Consider the following 21,086-nt stretch of genomic DNA (forward strand, 5'->3'; position numbering starts at 1 on the left):
CGGCGAACACCCCCGGACCGAGGACACCGGCGAGTCGCTGCGGATCGTTCGGACCATGGCGGCCAGTCACAGCCTGGAAACCATAGGGTTCGACCGCGACGGCATCGATGTGCGCACCGTCCGGGAGATCGCCTCGGCCATCGATCGTCTGCTCACGAAGTACCCGATACCGTTGCGCGGCATCGCGATCGGCGAATCGCGGGACGGCTCCGCGAATGAGCTGTCGCTGCGCCAGGACATCGCCCTGTGGATCGTGCTGGACCGAGCCGCCCTGCCGCGGTCACCGGTAGTGCGCTCGGCGTGGTGGCGACGGTCCGGACGCGGTTTCGAGCGGGCGGTATGCACAGTTGTGGTTCGCGAATACGCCCACGTCCTCGACCGCGCCGGCGGTTTCCGGGCCCACCAACAAGCCTGGCAGACCGTTCTCTCCGACTCCCTGAGCAGCCGCAGGACCACCTACGACCTGCTGGATCCCGCCGCAGCCCTGGTCGACGGCTTCACCGAGGTGAACCTGCGTGGCAGGCGCGCCGGAAAAACCGCGAAACTTCTGCACGACGCGCTTGCCAACGCCGCATCCGGCCCGAGCACGCCGGTCGACTCAGCCGAGGTTTCCGTGGCTCGGCACGGCCCGTGAGCGGTGGGCAGAGCGCGGACCGGTTTCCGCGTGATCGCGGCATCCGCACTACCGCACAGGTGAGCCACACCCGCTACAGAATGTCCTGCGGTAGTGCGGTTTTCGGCGAAGTGGGACACAGTGCGTCGAGCGGACCCCGCACTCCGCGCACGTCGGAGACCGGAGCCTCGACAGCGGATGGCGCGTCGTTCAGAAGCCGTGGGTGCGCAACCAGGAGTCCAGGTCGTCGCGGAACCGTGCCGCTGTGGGTTCCAGGGTCAGGCCGTGGGTGGCGCCGTCGACGATGTCGGTGGTGACGTCCCTGCTGCCGGTGAACAGCTTGCCTTGGAAGCGAGCGCGATTCACGTCGAACACTCGGTCGCCGGTACCGGTGAGAGTCAGGACAGGGACACGGATCGCGCCGAGGCGGGCGGGGTCGATCAGGGTCGCCTCGGTCAGCGAGACCATGTCACCGCACGGGTTCAGCGCACGCATCGGCGTTGCGGCGGCGAGTACGTTCGGCGGCGACTGGGCGAGGAAATCCTGTTGGTAGGCTTGGACATTCGGGGTCAGGTAGCTGTATCCGGGTGCGCCGGCCGGGGACTTCTGCCCACCGGTGAGGCAGGTGGCTCCCCAGGACAGTGCGCCGACCAGTTGTTCGGGGGTCAGGGCAAGATCGGAGTACGACAGCACGCCGAGGGCGTCCACGTCGTCGAAGGAATACGCCTCGATCTGAGCGACCGCGCCGCCGAGCGAATGTCCCAGCAGCGCAACGTGCTGGAAGGCCACCGCCCCGCCGTCCGCCGAGTAGTTGCCCGATCGCAGAGCCTGGACGATCTGATGAACGGCGGTCGCCTGGCCGCCCACACAACTGAGCGTCCCCGCCGGCTGACCGCTCGCGCCGTAGCCGAGCCGGTCGATCGTGACCGATACATGCCCGCGCTGGGCCATCTCGCGCACGTGGTCGTAGCCGGGCACGGCGTCGAACCGCCAGAACCATTCACCCAGCTCGAGACCGTGGAGATACAGCGCCGCGCTGGTCGCGGTGCGCCCTGCCAGCGCATCCGCCGGGCCGGTGAGGTGTCCGTGCACCCGGTAAATTCGGCCGTCGGTTCCGCACGGCACCCCGGAGGCGTTCACATTGCGGACCGAGAACGTGATCGCGCGGTCGACGATGCCCCCACCGGGCGCCGCGGCGGCCATCGGAGCGGCCGGAACGGCGAACGCCAGCACGAAGATCACCGCGGCCAGGACGAAGCGGGAAAAGCGCATAGTTCCGAACCTCTCTGACAAGGTGGCACTTTCGGATGCCGGAACGCTCAGCCGCCCCGGCCGGTGCTGTGCCGTGCGCGAGGGCGCGGCACAGCAAGATACGCCTCGGGCCGATCCTACGTGCCGACGGCTCCAGGACCGTGGTGGATTGCCGGGCCCGGAAGATCTAGCGGGCTGCGACTCCCCGAGCCTGGTCGGGTGCCCTGCGCGCCAGGATCTTGCGATGACAGATGCGCCAGCCTTGCGGTTCGCGCCGGAGCGTGTCCTCGTAGACGACCGTTCCACTGGTCCCGTCCGCATTGACCGCGAGCCCCTTGGATCGCGCCCGCACCCGGTCGCCGTCCTGTGCCACCAGAACGATATTGGTGACGTGATGCCCCAGCGGCTGCGCCGGGTCGTCCTGGTTGTCGCGGGCCAATTTCTGTAGCGCCGCAACACCGTGGGTCGTGCCGAGCCCGAAGTCCTCCAGGTCCAACACCAGATCATCGGAGTACAGCTCACCCCATCGATCCCAGTCGCGGTCGTCGGCCACATGTCCGTGCAGCGCGATCGTCTCGTGAATCGCGAGTCGATCCGCCGCGGTGATGTCCAACATTCGAACGCCTCTCACAGAAGTGGGGAACTCCCCGTTTATGACACGTTAGGCTAACCGGGGAGCTCCCCGTTTCGCAAGGAGAAATATGGCCGACCGCCCACGTCGCGCCGATGCGCGCCGCAACTACGAATCGGTGCTGGCGGCCGCCCGGGAGGTATTCGACGAAGTGGGCGTGAACGCCCCGCTGGACGAGATCGCCCGGCGCGCCGGGGTCGGGAACGCGACGATGTACCGGCACTTCCCCACCCGCCGGGACATGGTCATCGCCGTGTACGCCGAGGAGGTCACCGCGCTGGGCGAGTTGGGCCGAGCCCTGCTCGACGACCCCTCGCCCGCCGATGCGCTGTTCACCTGGCTCCGGGCTTTCGTCGCGCACGTGTCCACGAAAGGTGAACTCCCCCTGGCCATTGCGGACGACGACGCCGGACAACGCTCGGCGCTCTACCGGGAATGGCACGAGACGATGCACACCGCCGCGGCCGACCTGCTGCACCGGGCACAGCTTGCGGGCGCACTCGAGCCCGACCTCGACGTGGCCGACCTGCTCGCCGCGGCCAACGGCATCGGACGCGCCGCGGCCGACGCCCCCCAGATCGACCGGTTGCTGGCCATCGTCCGCGCCGGGGTCACCCGCGGCACGGAGTGCCGCGGACCAGGCAGCCCGTAGCGACGTCGCCGCACCGGCATCGCGCGGCCTTTCCCCGGAGACCTGCGAAACACACCGACGCGCCCAGCGGCGAAGCGTATCCGTACGCCGGAAGCCGCCCGCGAAACGAAAGGCTCACCAGCACCAACCCAAAGGTTTTCAGTACAGACTCATCGTCCAACCACCCTCGAAGTACATAACGAAGCCCGAGCCTCGACCACACAACAACAAACCCCCGAACACCGAAAACCCCGAAGCGAAGCGAGGCGAAATACCAACGCGCCCAGCGGCAAAGCGTATCCGTCCCGCTGGAAATCGCCCGCGAAGCGAAAGGTTCAGCAAGACCAGCTCCCAGGTTTTCGGCGCCGGAGCGAAGCGGAGACAATTAACGCAGACCCAGGTCTTTCGCGACGATGGTCTTCATGACCTCGCTGGTTCCCGCATAGATCCGCGCCACGCGGGCGTCGGCGTAGAGCCTGGCGATCGGGTATTCGAGCATGTAGCCGTAGCCGCCGAACAGTTGCAGGCAGCGGTCCACCACGCGGGCCTGAACTTCGGTGCAGAACAGTTTGGTGCGGGCGGCGTCGGCGCCGGACAACTCGCCCTCGACCAGATCCAGGACGGCTCGATCGATCATCGTCTGCGCCGCCTCGACCTCCGCCGACATCGCGGCGAGTTCGAACTTGGTGTTCTGGTAGGAGGCGACCGGCTGGCCGAATGCCTTGCGCTCCTTGACATATTCACTCGTCGCGGTGATCGCCGAACGCGCCTGGGCGACCGAGCCGACCGCGACGGTGATCCGCTCCTGGGCCAGATTGTGGCCGAGGTAGCCGAATGCTTTGCCCTCTTCGCCGAGCCGATTCGACTGTGGCACACGGACATCCTCGAACGACAGCTCCACGGTGTCCTGCACCTTGCAGCCCAGTTTGTCCAGGATGCGACCCTTGGTGAATCCGGGTCGACCGCTCTCCACCACGATCAGGCTCAGACCCGCGCGGCGGTTGTCCGGGTCGGTGTCGGTGCGGGCGACCACGATCACCAGATCGGCGAGCAGACCGCCGGTGATGAAGGTCTTCGCTCCGTTGATGACGTAGTCCTCGCCGTCCCGCACCGCGGTGGTGCGGATGCCCGCCAGATCCGAGCCGGTACCGGGTTCGGTCATGGCGACCGCCGTGAGCAGGGTGCCGTTCGCCAGTCCGGGGAACCACCGGCGACGTTGCTCCTCGTTCGCGTACTCCAGGAAGTACGGCAGGATCACATCGATCTGGGTGCGCACGGTGCTGAGCGTGACCAGCGCCCGATACGCCTCCTCCTGCAGGACCGCGTTGAATCGGTAGTCCCGCACTCCCCCGCCTCCGTATTCCTCCGGAATCGCGGTGCCCAGCAGTCCGAGTTCGCCCATCCGCTCGAAGATTTCGCGCGGCATGCGGCCCGCGCGTTCCCAGTCCGGGTAGTGCGGGACAACTTCCTTATCGATGAAATTCCTTGCCAGCTCGCGGAATGCCTCGTGATCGGCGGTGTAGAGAGTGCGGCGCACGACGGCTCCTTCAGGACGCTAGTTCGACGATGGTGGCGTTGGCGGTTCCGCCGCCCTCGCACATGGTCTGCAGGCCGTAGCGAATTCCGTTGTCGCGCATGTGATGAATCATTCGCGTCATCAGCACGGCGCCCGAGCCGCCCAACGGGTGTCCCAGGGCGATGGCGCCGCCGAGCGGATTCATCGCGGCCGGATCGGCGCCGGTCTCGGCGAGCCAGGCCAGCGGAACCGGCGCGAATGCCTCGTTCACCTCGAACACCCCGACGTCTTCGACGTCGATTCCAGCCTTGCGCAACACTTTCGCCGTCGCGGGGATGGGTCCGGTCAGCATCAGCACCGGATCGGCTCCGGTGACGGCCCCGGCCCGGTACCGCACCAGCGGGGTCAGCCCGAGTTCGCGGGCCCGGTCGGCGGTGGTGACCAACAGCGCCGCGGCGCCGTCGGAGATCTGGGAGGAGCTGCCCGCGTGGATCACGCCGTCGTCCTGGAAGGCGGGCTTCAACCCCGCGAGCTTCTCGGCGGTGGTACCGCGGCGGATGCCTTCATCGGCGGTGACCGTCCCGGAATCCGTTGTGACCGCGACGATCTGCGCTTCGAACGCGCCCCGATCCTGCGCGGCGGCGGCGCGCTCGTGCGACTGTGCCGAGTACTCGTCCAGGCGAGTGCGCGTGAAACCCCACTTCCGCGCGATCAACTCGGCCGAGATGCCCTGGTTGAACGAGAAGTCGTCATATCGGGCGAGCACCTTCGGCCCGTACGGCACGCCGGTGGCGCGCGCCGACCCGAGCGGCACCCGGCTCATCACCTCGACGCCACCGGCGACCACGACGTCCTGCTGTCCGGAGGCGACCGCCTGGGCCGCGAAATCCAAAGCCTGCTGGCTTGATCCGCAGGCCCGGTTGATCGTGGTGCCCGGGATCGTCTCCGGCCAGCCCGCGGCCAGCACCGCATAACGGCCGATATTGCTCGACTGATCGCCCACCTGGGAGACGCAGCCCCAGATCACATCGTCCACGATGACCGGATCGATATCGGTGCGCCGTGCCAATTCGTCGAGCACGACCGCCGACAGGTCCGCGGCGTGCATACCCGACAGGCCGCCGTTCCGTTTGCCTACCGGGGTCCGCACGGCCCCGGCGATGACTACCTCACGCATCTGCTTCCCTGGTCTTCTAATCGTCGCGGCCGCGCACCGCGGGTCGGTGCACGGTCCAGCGACCGGTGAAATGTGCTACGCGCTTCTCGGCGAAGGCGGCGAACGCCTCGGGGGCGTCCGCGGTGGCGAAATTGAGTCCCTGCGCGGCGGCCTCACCGGCCAGCGCCTCACGCAGGGTGTGCGCGGCCCCGGCATTGAGCAGCGCCTTGGTCTGGGCCAGCGCGACCGACGGACCCGAGGCCAGCCGTGCGGCGAGATCACGTACGTACGAATCGATCTCGTCCTCGGGCACCACCCACGTCACCAGGCCCAGTTCGCGAGCCTGAGCCGCATCGATGGTCTCGGCCAGCAATGCCAGCCGCTTGGCCTGCTGCAGGCCGACCAGTTTCGGCAGCAGCCACGAACCACCCAGATCCAGGGACAGGCCGCGCTGAGCGAAGATCTGCGAGAATCTCGCCCCCGGCGACGCGACGACCAGGTCACACCCCAGGGCCAGATTCCAGCCCGCCCCGACCGCGACCCCACGCACCTGGGCCACCGTCGGAACGGGCAACTCGTGCAGCAGCAGGGCGACATCGGTGAGTTCGCGCATCCGATACACCGGATGACTGTTGTCGGGCGGCGTGGAGATGTCCGCCCCGGAACAGAACTCCCCGCCCGCACCGGTGATCACCACCGCCCGCACCGAACGATCGGCCGCGGTGTGCCGCAACGCATCCGCGAGGGCCAGCCACAATTCGTGGTCGATGGCATTCTTGCGTCGGGGGCGGTTCAGGGTCAAGGTCCGCACGCCGCCGGTGTCATCGACCCGCAGGACAGGTTCGCCGGACATTACACCTCCTGAATCGTTGCAGCGCTGCGGAATTCGCATCGCCTCGTGGATCGGGTACAAGCCCTTTCGGGCCATGCGGCTTCGACGGACCGGCATGCCGGGTCCGCAGGTCCTGGGAGCAACACCGAGCACACCGCGATCACGCCGACTCCCGGCGTGGCTGCTCGTACCGCGCGCCGACTGCTCCGCTTTCCCTGAGTCCAGCGATATCATCAGCACTGCAACCGAGTTCGGCGAGCAGGTTGTCGGTGTGCTCGCCGAGGCCGGGCACCGGCCCCATGGGCGGTTCGAAGCCGTCGATCACCGCTGGAGGAAGTACCGCGACGATGCGACCGCCCGGGGTGTCGATGGTGCGCAGGCGATGCCGGTCCACCAGTTGCGGGTGGTTGATCACCTCGCTGGGCCGGTTGTAGCGGGAGTTGCCGATTCCAGCGGCATCGGCGACCTTCTGGATATGTGCCAGATCATGTGCGGCACACCAGCTTCCGATGGCCTCGTCGAGTTCCCCGCGATGTTCGCAACGGCCGGAGTTGGTCGCGAAGCGGGGGTCGCCGGCCAGGTCGGGGCGGCCGAGCAGATCACGGGACAGCCGCTGCCATTCCCGATCGTTGGTGGTGCCCAGGACGACGGTCTGGTCGTCCGCGGTGCGGTAGGCGCCGTAGGGGGCCACCGCCGGAGAGCTCATCCCCAACGGCACCAGATCCACGCCGGAATACCGCGCGTAGTTGAGGTGATACCCCATCATCTCGGCCATCATGTCGAACAGGCTCACCGCGATATTCGTCCCCGGGCCGGGCCCGTTGCGCAGCCGGCCGCACAGGGTGGCCAGAATCGACAGCGCCGCATACAGTCCCGTCGTCACATCCGCCATCGGCGGACCGGGTTTGGCGGGTTCCCCGGCGGTGCCGGTCACCGCGCACACCCCGGACTCGGCCTGCACCAGCAGGTCGTAGGCACGTTTGTGAGACAGCGGCCCGCCCGCGCCGAATCCATCGATCTCGACCGCGATCAGCCCCGGATGCCGCGCCGACACATCCTCCGGAGCCAAGCCCAGCCGCGCGGTCGCCCCGGGCGCCAGATTCGACACCAGGACATCGGCCCGATCCAGCAGCCGATGCAGGAGTTCCACGCCCGCATCGGATTTCAGGTCGAGAGTCACCGATTCCTTGCCCCGGTTGCACCACACGAAGTGGGCGGCCTGGCCGTGCACCACCTCGTCGTAGTAGCGGGCGAAATCACCGCCCGACGGATTCTCGACCTTGATCACCCGCGCCCCGAAATCGGCCAGGGCGCGCGTGCACATCGGCGCGGACACGGCCTGTTCCAGTGCGACGACGGTGATTCCGGCCAGCGGACCGGCGCTGCGCTCCAGCATCACATCACCATGCCGCCGTCCACCGGCAGCACCTGGCCGGTGATGAAGGAGGCGGCGTCGGTGGCCAGGAAGACGAACGCGCCCGCGACCTCCTGCGGATCGGCCCAGCGCCGCAACGGAATCCGGTTCAACATCTGCTTGGCGAACTTCTCGTCCGTGCGGATGGTATCGGTCATCGGGGTGGCCGCCAGCGGCGCCAGCGCGTTCACCAGGATGTTCTTGCGAGCCAGTTCGCGGGCAAGGGATTTGGTGACGCCGATGATGGCTGCCTTGGCGGCGGAGTAGTTCACCTGCCCCAGGGTGCCGACGATTCCGGCGGAGGAGGTGACGTTGATGATCCGGCCCTTGCCGTCGGTCGGCAGATAGGGCAGCGCCGCCTGCGAGCAGTTGAAGGTGCCCATGGTGTGGATCTCCAGCAACCGCCGCACCGAATCCGCGGTGATATCGGCGAACATGTGCGGATCGGTGACACCGGCGTTGTTCACCAGGATATGCAGGGTGCCCCCAGCCAATTCGGCCGCGCGGGCGGCAGCGGCATCGGCGGCCTCGCGATCGGACACGTCCAAGGCGAAACTCGCCGCGGTGCCGCCGTTTCCGGCGATCTTCTCCGCGACCGCCGCGGCGGCCTCACCGTTCACGTCGGTGACCAGCACCGCCGCGCCCTGGGCCGCCAGTGCCTCGGCGACCGCCGAGCCGATGCCCCCGGCGGCTCCGGTGACCAGCGCCGCCCGCCCGCTCAGATCGAACAATCCGTTGTTGCCTGCCATCGGCCGACTCCCTGTGTCTCTAGGTGATTCGTATACCGGGTGACTCCGCGTCCCGGGTCACTCCGCGTCTTTCCTGTCGCGCTCGCGACACCCATCGGTTCCAGCAGCCCGTGGCAGGGCTCGGAAACTCCTGCGGCTCAATAGCTCCGGGGCAGGCCCAGCGTGTGCGAGCCCAGATAGTTCAGGATCATCTCCTGGCTGATCGGCGCGATCCGCATCACGCGCGCCTCCCGGAAATACCGCGCCACGTGATACTCCTCGGCATATCCCATCCCGCCGTGGGTCTGCAGCGCCCGGTCCGCGGCGGTGAATCCCGCGTCGGCGCAGAGGTATTTGGCGGTGTTCGCCTCCCGCCCGCACGGCTTGCCCTGGTCGTAGCTCCAGGTCGCCTTGCGCAGCACCAGTTCCGCGGCATCCAGGTGCGCCAGCGAATCCGCCAGCGGGAATTGCAGGCCCTGATTCATCCCGATGGGCCGGTCGAATACGACGCGCTCCTTGGCGTATCGCACGGCCCGATCCAGGGCCACGCGCCCCAGTCCCAACGCCTCGGCGGCGATCAGCATGCGTTCGGGATTGAGCCCGTCGAGCAGATACTTGAAGCCCATCCCCTCCTCACCGACTCGATCCTCGACCGGAATCCGCAGCCCGTCGATGAACAGTTCGTTGGAGGTGACCGCATTGCGACCCATCTTCGCGATCGGCCGGATGTCCACGTGCGCGCGATCCAGATCGGTGAGGAACAGCGTCATGCCGTCGGTCTTCTTGGCGACCTCGTCGTAGCGCTGGGTACGGGTCAGCAGCAGGATCTTCTCCGACTCCATCGCCTTGGAGATCCACACCTTGCGGCCGTTCACCACATAGTGGTCACCGTCGCGCTTGGCGAACGTGCTGATCCGCGACGTGTCGAGTCCCGCACCGGGTTCGGTGACGCCGAAGCATACGTGCAGATCACCGTTGGCGATCCGCGGCAAGGTGCGCCGCTTGAGCTCGTCCGAGCCGTGCACGACCACCGGATGCATGCCGAAGATCGACATGTGGATGGAGGTGGCCGCGTTCATCCCGCCGCCCGAACGCGAGACCTCCTCGGCCAGCAGGGTGGCCTCGGTGATGCCGAGGCCGTGGCCGCCGTACTCCTCGGGAATCGTGATGCCCAGCCAGCCGCCCTTGGCGATCGCCTCGTAGAACTCGGTCGGGAACTCGTGCGCGGAATCCTTGGCCATCCAGTACTGGTCGTCGAACTTGCGGCACAGCTCCGCGACGGTCGTGCGAATCAGCTGCTGATCCTCGGTGAGCTCGAAATTCATGCCGCAGCTCGTCATCGTGGGACTCCTTTCCGCCCGCAGGGGCCGGACTCTTCGACTCGGGCCCGCCGACGAGCCGGGCACGCAACACTAGGGAAACTATATTCTCTTATTTGGAGAATCACCATCCGATCCCGGGACAAACAGGGTGGAACCGACAGCACGCCAGGTCGAAGCACACTCTCCGTGGCCTCGATTTTCCCAGGCCGCAGCCCCGGCGTTGACTAACGCACGGCTTCATGGAAATCTAGTCCTCAGTTTTAGAGAATCCGATTCTCACGAGAGGAGGTCGGCATGCGCCTGCCGCCGCTACCGGCGGACCAGTGGGACGACCGCACCCGCGACGCGTTCCGCGCCCTGCTGCCCCGCGCGATGCGCAACCCCGAGTCCGCGGGTCCAGCCATGGCACCGCTGGCCCGGCACCCGGACCTGACCGAGGCATTCCTGGGCTTCAGCGTCCATCTGCTCTTCCGGTCCACCCTGCCGCCCCGTCTGCGGGAACTGGTGATCCTGCGGGTGGCCCACAACCGCCGCTGCGACTACGAGTGGGTGCACCACATCGCCTTCGCCAAGGAGGCAGGACTGACCTCCGCGGAGATCGACGCCGTCGCTCGCGGGGAGGGGACCGACGAGTTCGATCGCCTCATCCTGTCCTGTGTCGACGAGCTCGACGCGAAATCCGAACTGTCCGACGAGACCTGGGCCGCCCTGGCCGAGCGCCTGGACGAGAAACAACGCATGGACCTGGTCTTCACCATCGGCGGCTACATCGCGATGTCCATGGCGCTCAACACCTTCGGCGTACAGCCCGAGCCCGATCACTGAGAGGTAAATCCCTTGCCACACTTCACAAAACCGGCTGCCGGCAGCTGGACGGAGAATTATCCCGAACTGGGAACCGAGGTGGTCGACTTCACCGACTCCACCGATCCCGCCTTCTACGCCGACGAGCAGGAGGCGATCTTCAAGAAGAGCTGGCTCAACGTCGGACGCGTCGAGCGCCTGCCCAAGGTCGGCAGCTACTTCACCCGCGAACTCGCCTGCGTGAACGCGTCTTTCGTCGTGGTCAAGGACCACGACAAGCAGATCCGCGCGTACTACAACATCTGCCGCCACCGCGGTAACAAGCTGGTCTGGGAGGACTACCCGGGCGAGGAGACCGCCGGAGTCTGCCGCCAGTTCACCTGCAAGTACCACGCCTGGCGGTACAGCCTCGAGGGCGATGCCACCTTCGTCCAGCAGGAGAAGGAATTCTTCGACATCGACAAGAGCAAGTTCGGGCTCAAGTCGGTGCGCTGCGAGGTGTGGGAAGGGTTCATCTTCATCAACCTCGACGACAACGCGCAGCCGCTCGAGGACTACCTCGGCGCGTGGGCGAAGGGGCTGGAGGGCTACCCCTTCCACGAGATGACCGAGGTCTACAGCTACCGCGCCGAGATCGGCGCCAACTGGAAGCTGTTCATCGACGCGTTCGCCGAGTTCTACCACGCACCGGTGCTGCACATGAAGCAGGCGGTCAAGGACGAGGCCGACAAACTGCTCGAGGTCGGCTTCGAGGCGCTGCACTACGAATGCTGGACCCCGCACTCGATGGTCTCCTCGTGGGGCGGCATGGCCCCGCCGAAGGACCCGAACATGGTCAAGCCGATCGAGCGGGAGCTGCGCAGCGGCCTGTTCGGACCATGGGACCGCCCGGACATCGAGGGCCTGGACCCGCTGCCGTCGGGCGTCAACCCCGCGGGCCACAAGGCTTGGGGCGTGGACGAATTCGAGGTCTTCCCGAACTTCGGCATCCTGATCTGGGCGCCGGGCTGGTATCTGACCTACCACTACTGGCCGACCGCGGTGAACAAGCACATCTTCGAGGCGAATCTGTACTTCGTGCCGCCGAAGAACGCCCGCGAGCGGCTGCGTCAGGAATTGGCCGGGGTGACCTTCAAGGAGTACGCGCTGCAGGACGCCAACACCCTCGAGGCGACCCAGACCATGCTCGAAACCGGTGCGATCACCGAATTCCCGCTCAACGACCAGGAGGTGCTGCTGCGCCACCTGCACATCACCGTCCAGAACATCGTGAAGGAGTACCGCAATGCCCGCGCAGCCAGCTGAGACCAAGACCCTGCCCGCCGAATTCGCCGACCTGCAACGGTTCTCCGACTGGATCCTGGCGACCGAGCCCGAGCGCTACGCCAAGCGACTGGCCTCCTCGATGGAGCAGATGCAGGACGTCTACGAGACCGTCTTCCCGCGGTTGCAGGAGGCGCTGGATCACATCGAGAAATTCGATTGGAACGATCTGCCCGACGAGCAGCGCCACCTGTTCCACCTGCTGCAGTCGCTGGTGATGGTGTCCTTCCCGGTGGAGGTGTGGAAGCAGCCCCGGGTGCCGGACTCCGGCGCGGCCTATCTCGATGTGATCGCCGAGCCGGTGGTGTAGGCCATGCTCACACTCCAAGCGGCCGGTCTGCTCGACATCGACACCGGCGAGATCATCCGGCCCGGCGTCGTGCACGTCGAAGGCGATCGCATCGTCGGGCTGGGGGGTCCGGCGCGCGGCGAGGTCTTGGACCTCGGTGATGTCGTGCTGCTGCCCGGGCTGATGGACATGGAGGTCAATCTGCTGATGGGCGGTCGCGGGGAGACCGGCCTGTCCTCGAGTGTGACAGATGATCCCGCACTGCGGATGCTGCGTGCGGTGGGCAACGCCCGCCGCACGCTGCGTGCCGGTTTCACCACCGTGCGCAACCTCGGCCTGTTCTGCAAGACCGGTGGTTACCTGCTCGACGTCGCGCTGGGCAAGGCGATCGACCGGGGCTGGATCGACGGCCCCAGGATCGTGCCCGCCGGACATGCGATCACCCCGCTGGGCGGACATCTGGATCCGACCATGTTTTCCGCCTTCGCCCCCGACGTGCTGAAGCTGACCCTCGAGGAAGGCATCGCCAATGGGGTCGACGAGGTGCGCAAGGCGGTGCGGTACCAGATCAAGTACGGCGCGCAGCTGATCAAGATCTGCGTCTCCGGCGGCGTCATGTCGCTCACCGGAGCCCCTGGCGCGCAACATTATTCGGACGACGAACTGCGCGCCATCGTGGACGAGGCACATCGGCGCGGCCTCAAGGTCGCCGCGCACACGCACGGCGCGGAGGCGGTCCGGCACGCGGTCGACTGCGGAATCGACTGCATCGAACACGGATTCCTCATCGACGACGAGACCATCGACATGATGGTCGAGCACAACACCTGGCTGGTGCCGACCACCCGCCTCGCCGACGCCATGGACATGTCCCACGCCGACGAAGCGCTCAAAGCCAAAGCGGCCGAGATGTTTCCGAAGGCACGCAGCTCGGTTCTGGCCGCGTACAAGGCGGGCGTGCGGATCGCGGTCGGCACCGACGCACCGGCCATTCCGCACGGCAAGAACGCCGACGAACTCGTCGCGCTGGTCTCGCGCGGGCTCGATCCCTTGGACGTCGTGCGCGCGGCGACCGTGAACGCCGCGGATCTCATCGACGCCGAGGACCGCGGACGGCTGGCCGAGGGGATGCTGGCCGACATCATCGCCGTGCCCGGCGATCCGATCCAGGACATCACCGTCACCCAGAACGTGCGGTTCGTGATGAAAGGCGGCAAGGTCTTTGTCCAGCGATAGCGGTTCACGATACGAGGACCTCCTCGACATCCAGCAGTTGCTCGCCCGGTACGCGGTGACCATCACCAAGGGTGATATCGACGGCGTGGTCGGGGTGTTCACCCCCGACGGCAGTTACAGCGCATTCGGCGACACCTATACCCTGGACCTGTTCCCGGACCTCGTCGCCGCCGCACCCAAGGGCCTTTTCCTCACGGGCACACCGCTTCTGGACATCGACGGGGATACCGCCACCGGCACCCAGCCGCTGTGCTTCATCGACCACAGCACGCACGACATGCGGATCGGCTACTACAGCGACACACTCGTGCGCACCGAGGACGGCTGGCGGCTGCGCACCCGGAAGATGACCTTCATCCGGCGCAACGGCGACCACGATTCGGGCATTCCGCACGCATTCGAGAACACGCGGCAGTAATGCAATCCGGTGGAATGACCGGGGCAGCAACGACTCCGGCCATCCGCGTCACCGCCAACCGCGGGCGACACCAGCCGATCGGTCCGGGTGACGGGCGGTAATTCATCGGGCCGGGCCGCCAGGCGAGGTCCAGGCAGCTCCGAAGAGAGTGCAAAACACATGGATATCAATGAGTTTCGGTCGGGGGTGCGCGCCTGGCTGGACGAGAACGACCTGTCGCCCGGCCCCGATCACTCGCTCGACGGCGAGCTCGAGCAGCTGTGCCGCGTGCGTCGCGCGCTCTACGACGCGGGATGGATGCGGTACGGCTGGCCCGCCGAGGTCGGCGGGCTGGGCGGCCCGGCCGTACTGCGGGCGATTCTCGGCGAGGAGGTCGCCATTCGCGACCTGGCCGAACCCGGGAACTACTCGATGATCGAGGTGCTCGCACCGACGATGATCTCCTATGCCCGCCCCGAACTGGCCGCGGAGATGGTACCGCGGCTGCTGTCCGGGCGCGAGCAGTGGTGCCAGGGGTTCTCCGAGCCCGGCTCGGGCAGTGATCTGGCCTCGCTGAGCACGAAAGCCGTTCCGGACGGCGATCATTGGGTGGTCAACGGGCAGAAGGTGTGGACAAGTCTGGCCCAGTACGCGGCGCGCTGCGTCCTGCTCACCCGGACCGCACCCGGCCACGACGGGGTCACCGCCTTCTTCCTCGATATGGACACTCCCGGCATCACCGTGCGCCCACTGCGCACGATGCACGGCGTGGACGAATTCGCCGAGGTGTACTTCGACGACGTCCGCATCCCGGCCGACCGCATGCTGGGACGTCCGGGCGACGGCTGGCGGGTGGCGATGGATCTGTTGCCGCACGAACGCTCGACCTGCTTCTGGCATCGGATCGCCTACCTGTTCACCCGATTGGACCGAGTGCTCGACCAGACCACGATCGCCGACGACGCCGAACTCGGGGCGGCCTATCTGGCCCTGCACACCGTCCGATGCCGATCGCGGGAAACCCAGCGGCGCTTGGCATCCGGCGCGTCGTTGGGTCCGGAGACCTCGGTGGACAAGATCCTGCTGGCGACCGCCGAGCAGCAACTGTTCGACACCGCCCGCGACCTGCTGCCCGGCGCGGTGGAACTGCGGGATTCCCCGTGGCGCACCGAATTCCTGTACTCCCGCGCGGCCACCATCTACGGCGGCACCGCCGAGATCCAACGCAATATCGTCGCCCGGCGACTGCTGGATCTGGGGAAAGAACAGTGATGCGCGCTGGGCGGGTCGGACAGCACACGAACCCTGATCGCTCCGCCGGCCGAGGTCTCCGCGCGCCGAGGAAGGAAAGTCCCGATGACCGACACCGATTCCGCAGAAATCGAGCTGATTGCCGAGAGTTTGAGTAAGGCGATGGGCTCCGCCTCGGGAGCCGCGCTCGATCGTGCGCTGGGTGAGCTGGGGTGGACCGAGATGCTCGCCGAGATGCCCGATGTCGCGATACCTCTGGTGTTCCGGCTGCTCGGGGAGACCGGTGCGCATGCACCGGTGCTCAACGACGTACTCGCGCAGGCTTCCGGAAATCCGTTGGGCGGCACCGTGGCTCTACCGTTCGCCGGTGGATCGTGGGTCGTCTGGGAGCGCACGGACCAGCCCGGCGGCACGGTCGACGAGGATCTGCCGCTGCATCCGACGGCACCGGGTGCGGATATCCCGCTCGGCCCGGGACGTCGGGCGCTGGCCTGGTGGCTGATCGGCAGCGGCCGCACCATGCTGGCGCTCGCACGACGACATGCCCTGGACCGCAAGCAGTTCGGACGTCCGGTTGCTTCATTCCAAGCGATCCGGCACCGGCTGGCCGAGACGCTGGTCGCGCTGGAGGGGGCCGAGGCGACGCTGAGCACCGCCGACGACGAATTCGGCGCCCTGCTGGCCAAGGCCGCCGCCGGACGGGCGGCACTGCTGGCCGCGAAACATTGCCAGCAGACGCTCGGCGGGATCGGGTTCACCGCCGAACACGAGTTACAGGGACATATTCGGCGCGTTCTCGTGCTGGACGGATTGCTGGGCAGCACAAGGGAATTGACTCGCGAAGCCGGGGCACGAATCCGCGCGGAGGGATCCGCGCCCCGGTTGGCGCAGCTGTAGAACCGGTGATCCGCGGCAGAAGGGCCGGTGCGGATCGCACCGGCCCTTCACTCGTCCGCGCCGAACCAGGCTCAGCTACAAGCCGGCGACTTGCCGCCCTGCATCGTCATCAGCTGGCAGAAGGTGGCCGCGGCGACCTTCCACTTGCCGCCGTCCTGCACCGCCTTACCGGACTGGTTGGGCAACACCGGACTTCCGCCCATCAGGATCGTGTACGTCACCGAGGCGTGGGTGGGATCGTCGAGGGTCACGGCCGACACGGAGGCCGAGGTGCCCTGTGCCTGCGGGTTGCTCGCCTGGGCCTGGAGCACCGGCGCGAACGCGTCGCCCTTCTCCACCAGGGCGGCCTTGTCCGCGGCGGAGGTCTTGGCGTCGAAGAACTTCGTGAAGACCTCGGTGATCGCCTGCGTGGTCGCGGCGTCTGCCTTGGTCCCGGCGCTCGACGTGGTCGCCGCCGCGGAACTGGTCGCGGCCGCCGTGGTCGATTTGCTCGTATCGCTGTTCGACGAGCCGCAGCCCGCCAGCACGGAGGCGCCGACGGTCACCAGGACGGCGCAGATCGCGGTCCGGCGGAAAAGGGTATCGCGCATGGGTATATTTCTTTCCGGAAGGAATTTCGGACTGGGTGATATTCCGCCGCGGGTGCTTCGGCGGAATCGATCTATGCGGTCGATACGAGCCGCGAGCACCGATCCGGCGCATCGCCGACCCGAGATTCGTGTATTCAACTGCTTCGCCGCCGTGTCACGTATGGCGAAGCACTGCCGGCGTATTCGAGTGGGATGCCGACAGCAGCCATGTTAGCCAAATACTGGTCCGAGGTGTGCGAATCTCGCGATTCCGCCGGAAATACTTCCAATTATTTCAACTTCTCCTTCATCTCGGCCAGATGCGCGAGAATCGGCATACCGGTATGACTCAGCGCGTTGCCGTGGCCGGTCTGATGTACGTCGAACACCGATTGAATGGCCGCGTAGAAGCCCTGGATATCAAGGGTCTGATTCACCGCGCGTTTGGCCTGGCGCAGGCCGAACGGCGGCATCGTGGCGATGTGCCGGGCCAACTCGGCGGTCTCGTCGTCCAGCGACTCACGCGGCACCACCTTGTTCACCATGCCCACCTGCTCGGCCTCCCGCGCGGTGACCGGACGTCCGGTGAACAGGATCTCCTTGGCCTTGCGCGGACCCAATTCCCAAGTGTGCCCGTGGTATTCGACCCCGCCGATGCCCATCAGCACCACCGGGTCGGAGAACAGCGCGTCCTCGGACGCCACGATCAGATCGCACGGCCAGCACAGCAGCAGCCCGCCGGAGATGCACCGCCCCTGCACCGCCGCGATCGACGGCTTGGGAACATTGCGCCAGCGCAGCGAATATTCCAGATATCGGCGCGCCTCGGTCGTGTAGATCATGTCGAGCGTGATCTTGTCCGGCCATTTCCCGCCGCCGCGCAGATCGTGCCCGGAAGAGAAATGTTTTCCCTCGCCCCGCAATACGATCACCGTCACGTCCTCATCGGCCGCAGCGCGCGTCCAGGCCTGATCGAGTTCGTCGAGCAGCTCCGGGTTCTGCGCATTGGCGACCTCGGGGCGATTCAGGGTTATGGTCGCGACCTTGTCGGCGACCTCGTAGCGGATCAACAAATCGGGCTCCTCACCTATCGGGGGAGGCCGAGTACGCGCTCGGCCACAATATTGCGCTGAATTTCCGAGGTGCCGCCGGCGATCGTCCCGGCGAAACTCCGCACATACCGTTCGAACCAGCTGCTGACCATATTGTCGTTGTTGAGCGGAGTGAACGGCGCGGTCATCGCCGGATGATCCAGACCGTCGATTCCCTTGGCGTACAACGCCGAATCGGCCGCACTCTGCACCGCCTCCGAACCCAGCAGTTTTAGCACCGACAGCGAGGCCACGTCCTGTTCGCCGCGCGCCTCGCGGGCCAGCGCCGCCGAACCCAGCAGCCGCAGTGCCTGATTGTCCATCGCGAGCGTCGCGTACCGGTCCCGGTCCAGCACCGTCCTGGGCCGGAAGTCCTCGAGCAGTTCCTGCAGCCGATCGGCGAAACTGAGCCACAACAGGGTGCGTTCGTGCCCGAGCGAACCGTTGGCGACGCCCCAGCCGCCGTTCAGCGGGCCGACCAGATTCTCCGCGGGCACCCGGACGTTCTCGAAGAAGACCTCGTTGAAGTCCAGATCGTGCGGTCCGCAGATGGAGGCGAACGGCCGCCGGGTCAGTCCGGGCGAATCGGTGGGGATCAGCAGCACGCTGATTCCCTTGTGCTTGGGCGCATCCGGATCGGTGCGGACGAAGGTGAGCAACACGTCGGCGTCGTGCGCGCCCGAGGTCCACACCTTCTGTCCGTTGACCACGAAATCATCGCCGTCGCGCACCGCGCGGGTGCGCAGCCCGGCCAGATCCGAGCCCGCACCCGGTTCGCTCATCCCCAGCGCCGCGGTGATCTCCGCGCGCAGAATCCTTCGCGCCCAACGGGTCTTCTGCTCCTCGGTGCCGAAGGACAGCAGCGAGGCCGCGATGATGCCCAGACCCTGTGGGTTGAAGCTCGGGTAGATGCGGCGGTACGAGAGCTCCTGCAGATGTACGTACTGCTGCAGGATTCCGGCGTTGCGGCCACCGAATTCGGGCGGGTTGCCGGGCAGCAGCCAGCCGTTGTCGAACAGCAACCGCTGCCACTCACGCGCCCAGGGCGGCACCTCGGCACTCGAGATCGGCCGATCCGCGGCGGCGGCGACCTTGTCGGGCAGGTTGTCGGCGAGGAAGGCGGCGAATTCGGCCCGGAACTCCTCGACCTCGGGATCAAAACTCAGTTGCACGGTACTCCTCGGCGATCAGTGCGCGGTGCTCGGCGGCGCCGCCGAGCAGCAGCTCGCCGGACTTGGCCCGTTTGAGCGCGAACTGCAGGTCGTTCTCCCAGGTGAAACTCATCGCGCCGAACAGCTGCATGCCGTGGCGGAAGACCAGCGCCTGGCACTCCCCCGCGGCGGCCTTGGCCATCGCCGCGGCGATGCGCCGCCGCGGGTCGTCCTCGCGAATGGTCAGCGCCGCGAAATAGGCCAGGGCACGGGCTCTTTCGATGGCGATGTGCATATCGGCGGCCTTGTGTTTGACCGCCTGGAACGAGCCGATCGGCACCCCGAACTGCTCGCGGGTGCGCACATGCTCCAGCACCAGATCCAGGACGCGGCGGCAGGCGCCGACCATGGTCAGCGCCATCCCGGTCAACGCCACATGGCGGGCGCGCTCGGTATCGGGGCGCAGATAGTTCTCCTCGCGCACCCGCGCACCGGCCAAACTCACCTCACCGATGTGCAGCACCGGGTCGAACACCATGCTGCGGCGGGCACTCACCTCGGCGGCGGGCACCACGAACACTCCGGCATCGGTCACCACCGCGAACTGTTCGGCACGATCACCATCCAGCACGTGCCGCGCGGTCCCGGTGAGGACCCATCCTCCGGCATCACGGAAGGCGTTGACGCCGTCGTAGATCGCCGTCCCGGAAACTTCCGGCCGCGCGAATTCCGGTGCCAGCGGCGCGAATTGGGTCATCGTGGCCAGATAGGGCGTCGGATCGGTCGCGTATCCGAGTTCTTCGAGCACGATCCCCAGCTCGACCGCGGCAGCCGGATCGGTCAGCTCGGTCCAGCCGTGCCCGATGTAGTTGCGCCACAGCGCATCACTGTCGGCCCCCTTGTCGGCGATCTCCCGAATCAGCGCCGGCGGGCACTGTTTGGCCAGCACCTCGCGCACCGTGTCGTGCCACAGCCGCTGGTCGGAGTCGAACTCCAAAAGCATCGCGGACAGCCTCCTTGCCGGCAGATTTTCCCGGGCAGCGCAGCGGCACGAGCCAACGCTCGGCCGCCACGGCTGCCTTTCATCGTTCTGTAGCGAGAATAACATTCTCGCTCAGTGGAAGTAATAGTCTCCAACATGTCGCAGAACACGCCACCCAGCAACCCGATGGAAATACGTTCTCCGGTACAGTGCATTCATGTTCTCTTCACATAACCGAGGAGCCGTGAGCCCGTGAGTGAGTCCGCGAGCACACCGACGACACAGCCGTGGGCGTCCCACGTCGAGGTGCAGTCGTGAGCAGCCCCAGCGAAGAGCCCGCCTGGAAGCAGCGCGCCGTCGAGCGTTCGCTGCGCACCGCCAAGTTGCGCGCCGAGCAGCGCGTGCAGCGGTTTTTGGATGCCGCCCAGGCCATCATCACCGAGAAGGGCACCACCGACTTCACCGTCCAGGAGGTGGTGGACCGCTCCCGCCAGTCACTGCGCAGCTTCTATCTGCAGTTCGACGGCAAACACGAACTGCTGCTGGCACTGTTCGAGGACGCGCTGAACCGCACGGCCGATCAGCTGCGCGCCGCCGCGGACGCCAAGAGCGACCCGCTGGAGCGGCTACAGGTCACCGTCGAGCTGCTGTACGAGCTGTGCCGTCCCGATCCGAATGCCCAGCGCCCGCTGTTCACCGATTTCGCACCGCAGCTGCTGGTCTCGCATCCCTCCCAGGTGAAGGTCGCGCACGCTCCGGTGCTCGCGCTGTTCACCGAGCTGATGGAACAGGCACAGGAGGCCAAGCAACTGCGCAGCGATGCCAATCCGCGCCGAGTGGCGGCCATGGTGATGCAGACGGTCATGTTCACCGCGCAGTCCAATGGCGGCACCGACGAGGAGACCACGCACCCGATCAGCGCCGCCGAGGTCTGGAGCTTCTGCGCGCACGGCTTCGCCCGCAAGTGAGAATCTTATTCTCAATCTTCGAGAGTTTCACTTA

22 protein-coding genes are annotated in these 21,086 nt (G+C 66.8%); 10 read left to right on the forward strand and 12 right to left on the reverse strand.

The features are described from left to right. Window positions 1–55: 55 nt before the first annotated feature. Complete coding sequence (locus NV1_RS09085; protein ID WP_157116714.1) at window positions 56–634, forward strand: hypothetical protein; 579 nt, start codon at window positions 56–58, stop codon at window positions 632–634. A gap of 189 nt (window positions 635–823) precedes the next feature. On the opposite strand, the gene NV1_RS09090 is transcribed toward NV1_RS09085, so the two are convergent. Next, a complete protein-coding gene (locus NV1_RS09090) occupies window positions 824–1,885 on the reverse strand; it encodes an alpha/beta hydrolase (protein WP_067887882.1) in 1,062 nt (353 codons plus the stop codon). Between the two features lie 166 nt (window positions 1,886–2,051). Beyond that, a complete protein-coding gene (locus tag NV1_RS09095; RefSeq protein ID WP_084525208.1) occupies window positions 2,052–2,480 on the reverse strand; it encodes a nuclear transport factor 2 family protein in 429 nt (142 codons plus the stop codon). 85 nt (window positions 2,481–2,565) lie between these two features. On the opposite strand from NV1_RS09095, the gene NV1_RS45055 reads away from it, so the two are divergent. Further along, window positions 2,566–3,147, forward strand: coding sequence for a TetR/AcrR family transcriptional regulator (locus tag NV1_RS45055; RefSeq protein WP_067887888.1), 582 nt, complete (start codon window positions 2,566–2,568; stop codon window positions 3,145–3,147). 364 nt (window positions 3,148–3,511) lie between these two features. Here NV1_RS45055 and NV1_RS09105 read toward each other — a convergent pair whose 3' ends face one another. The 6 genes from NV1_RS09105 to NV1_RS09130 all read right to left on the reverse strand — a co-directional run bounded on the left by NV1_RS09105 (window position 3,512) and on the right by NV1_RS09130 (window position 10,097). Then, the gene (locus NV1_RS09105) at window positions 3,512–4,663 is read right to left on the reverse strand and encodes an acyl-CoA dehydrogenase family protein (protein ID WP_067887891.1); all 1,152 of its coding nucleotides are present in this window, start codon (window positions 4,661–4,663) and stop codon (window positions 3,512–3,514) included. A gap of 10 nt (window positions 4,664–4,673) precedes the next feature. Continuing rightward, window positions 4,674–5,819, reverse strand: coding sequence for a thiolase family protein (locus NV1_RS09110; protein ID WP_067887894.1), 1,146 nt, complete (start codon window positions 5,817–5,819; stop codon window positions 4,674–4,676). 16 nt (window positions 5,820–5,835) lie between these two features. Further along, window positions 5,836–6,651: an enoyl-CoA hydratase/isomerase family protein gene (locus NV1_RS09115; protein WP_067888774.1), complete on the reverse strand. Its 816-nt coding sequence runs from the start codon at window positions 6,649–6,651 to the stop codon at window positions 5,836–5,838. A 139-nt stretch (window positions 6,652–6,790) separates the two neighbouring features. Further along, a complete protein-coding gene (locus tag NV1_RS09120; protein WP_067888777.1) occupies window positions 6,791–8,026 on the reverse strand; it encodes a CaiB/BaiF CoA transferase family protein in 1,236 nt (411 codons plus the stop codon). Continuing rightward, window positions 8,026–8,793 carry an SDR family NAD(P)-dependent oxidoreductase gene (locus NV1_RS09125; protein ID WP_067887897.1) on the reverse strand — a complete coding sequence of 256 codons (768 nt, stop codon included), beginning with the start codon at window positions 8,791–8,793 and terminating at the stop codon, window positions 8,026–8,028. Before NV1_RS09125 ends, NV1_RS09120 begins: the two co-directional genes overlap by 1 nt. 137 nt (window positions 8,794–8,930) lie before the next feature. After that, a complete protein-coding gene (locus NV1_RS09130) occupies window positions 8,931–10,097 on the reverse strand; it encodes an acyl-CoA dehydrogenase family protein (RefSeq protein WP_067888780.1) in 1,167 nt (388 codons plus the stop codon). A gap of 291 nt (window positions 10,098–10,388) precedes the next feature. On the opposite strand from NV1_RS09130, the gene NV1_RS09135 reads away from it, so the two are divergent. The 7 genes from NV1_RS09135 (at window position 10,389) to NV1_RS09165 (ending at window position 16,291) form a co-directional block, all read left to right on the forward strand. Continuing rightward, entirely contained in the window at window positions 10,389–10,919 is a 531-nt protein-coding gene (locus NV1_RS09135; RefSeq protein WP_067887900.1) for a carboxymuconolactone decarboxylase family protein, read from the forward strand. A 12-nt stretch (window positions 10,920–10,931) separates the two neighbouring features. Then, window positions 10,932–12,203, forward strand: a complete 1,272-nt coding sequence (locus NV1_RS09140) for an aromatic ring-hydroxylating oxygenase subunit alpha (RefSeq protein ID WP_067887903.1) — start codon at window positions 10,932–10,934, stop codon at window positions 12,201–12,203. Next, window positions 12,184–12,531: a hypothetical protein gene (locus tag NV1_RS09145; RefSeq protein ID WP_067887906.1), complete on the forward strand. Its 348-nt coding sequence runs from the start codon at window positions 12,184–12,186 to the stop codon at window positions 12,529–12,531. Before NV1_RS09140 ends, NV1_RS09145 begins: the two co-directional genes overlap by 20 nt. Window positions 12,532–12,534: 3 nt before the next feature. Next, window positions 12,535–13,746, forward strand: coding sequence for a metal-dependent hydrolase family protein (locus NV1_RS09150; protein ID WP_067887909.1), 1,212 nt, complete (start codon window positions 12,535–12,537; stop codon window positions 13,744–13,746). Next, on the forward strand, window positions 13,733–14,164 hold the full coding sequence (locus NV1_RS09155; RefSeq protein WP_067887912.1) for a nuclear transport factor 2 family protein: 432 nt from the start codon (window positions 13,733–13,735) through the stop codon (window positions 14,162–14,164). The genes NV1_RS09150 and NV1_RS09155 overlap by 14 nt, the downstream gene beginning before the upstream one ends. Before the next feature lie 159 nt (window positions 14,165–14,323). Then, the gene (locus NV1_RS09160; protein ID WP_067887915.1) at window positions 14,324–15,415 is read left to right on the forward strand and encodes an acyl-CoA dehydrogenase family protein; all 1,092 of its coding nucleotides are present in this window, start codon (window positions 14,324–14,326) and stop codon (window positions 15,413–15,415) included. An 84-nt stretch (window positions 15,416–15,499) separates the two neighbouring features. Beyond that, on the forward strand, window positions 15,500–16,291 hold the full coding sequence (locus NV1_RS09165; RefSeq protein WP_067887918.1) for an acyl-CoA dehydrogenase family protein: 792 nt from the start codon (window positions 15,500–15,502) through the stop codon (window positions 16,289–16,291). A 71-nt stretch (window positions 16,292–16,362) separates the two neighbouring features. On the opposite strand, the gene NV1_RS09170 is transcribed toward NV1_RS09165, so the two are convergent. From NV1_RS09170 to NV1_RS09185, 4 genes are all read right to left on the reverse strand, one after another. Next, on the reverse strand, window positions 16,363–16,881 hold the full coding sequence (locus NV1_RS09170; protein WP_067887921.1) for an MTB12 C-terminal domain-containing protein: 519 nt from the start codon (window positions 16,879–16,881) through the stop codon (window positions 16,363–16,365). Between the two features lie 269 nt (window positions 16,882–17,150). Next, complete coding sequence (locus tag NV1_RS09175; RefSeq protein ID WP_067887925.1) at window positions 17,151–17,933, reverse strand: enoyl-CoA hydratase; 783 nt, start codon at window positions 17,931–17,933, stop codon at window positions 17,151–17,153. 14 nt (window positions 17,934–17,947) lie between these two features. Beyond that, window positions 17,948–19,123 (reverse strand): acyl-CoA dehydrogenase family protein, encoded by a 1,176-nt coding sequence (locus NV1_RS09180; RefSeq protein WP_067887928.1) that lies wholly within the window; start codon window positions 19,121–19,123, stop codon window positions 17,948–17,950. Next, window positions 19,107–20,105 carry an acyl-CoA dehydrogenase family protein gene (locus tag NV1_RS09185; protein WP_067887930.1) on the reverse strand — a complete coding sequence of 333 codons (999 nt, stop codon included), beginning with the start codon at window positions 20,103–20,105 and terminating at the stop codon, window positions 19,107–19,109. Before NV1_RS09185 ends, NV1_RS09180 begins: the two co-directional genes overlap by 17 nt. Before the next feature lie 293 nt (window positions 20,106–20,398). Here NV1_RS09185 and NV1_RS09190 point away from each other — a divergent pair, with 293 nt between their 5' ends. After that, window positions 20,399–21,052, forward strand: a complete 654-nt coding sequence (locus tag NV1_RS09190; RefSeq protein ID WP_067887933.1) for a TetR/AcrR family transcriptional regulator — start codon at window positions 20,399–20,401, stop codon at window positions 21,050–21,052. The last annotated feature ends 34 nt before the right edge of the window (window positions 21,053–21,086 follow it).

This window comes from Nocardia vaccinii NBRC 15922 (assembly GCF_001613305.1).
Classification (GTDB): domain Bacteria; phylum Actinomycetota; class Actinomycetes; order Mycobacteriales; family Mycobacteriaceae; genus Nocardia; species Nocardia vaccinii.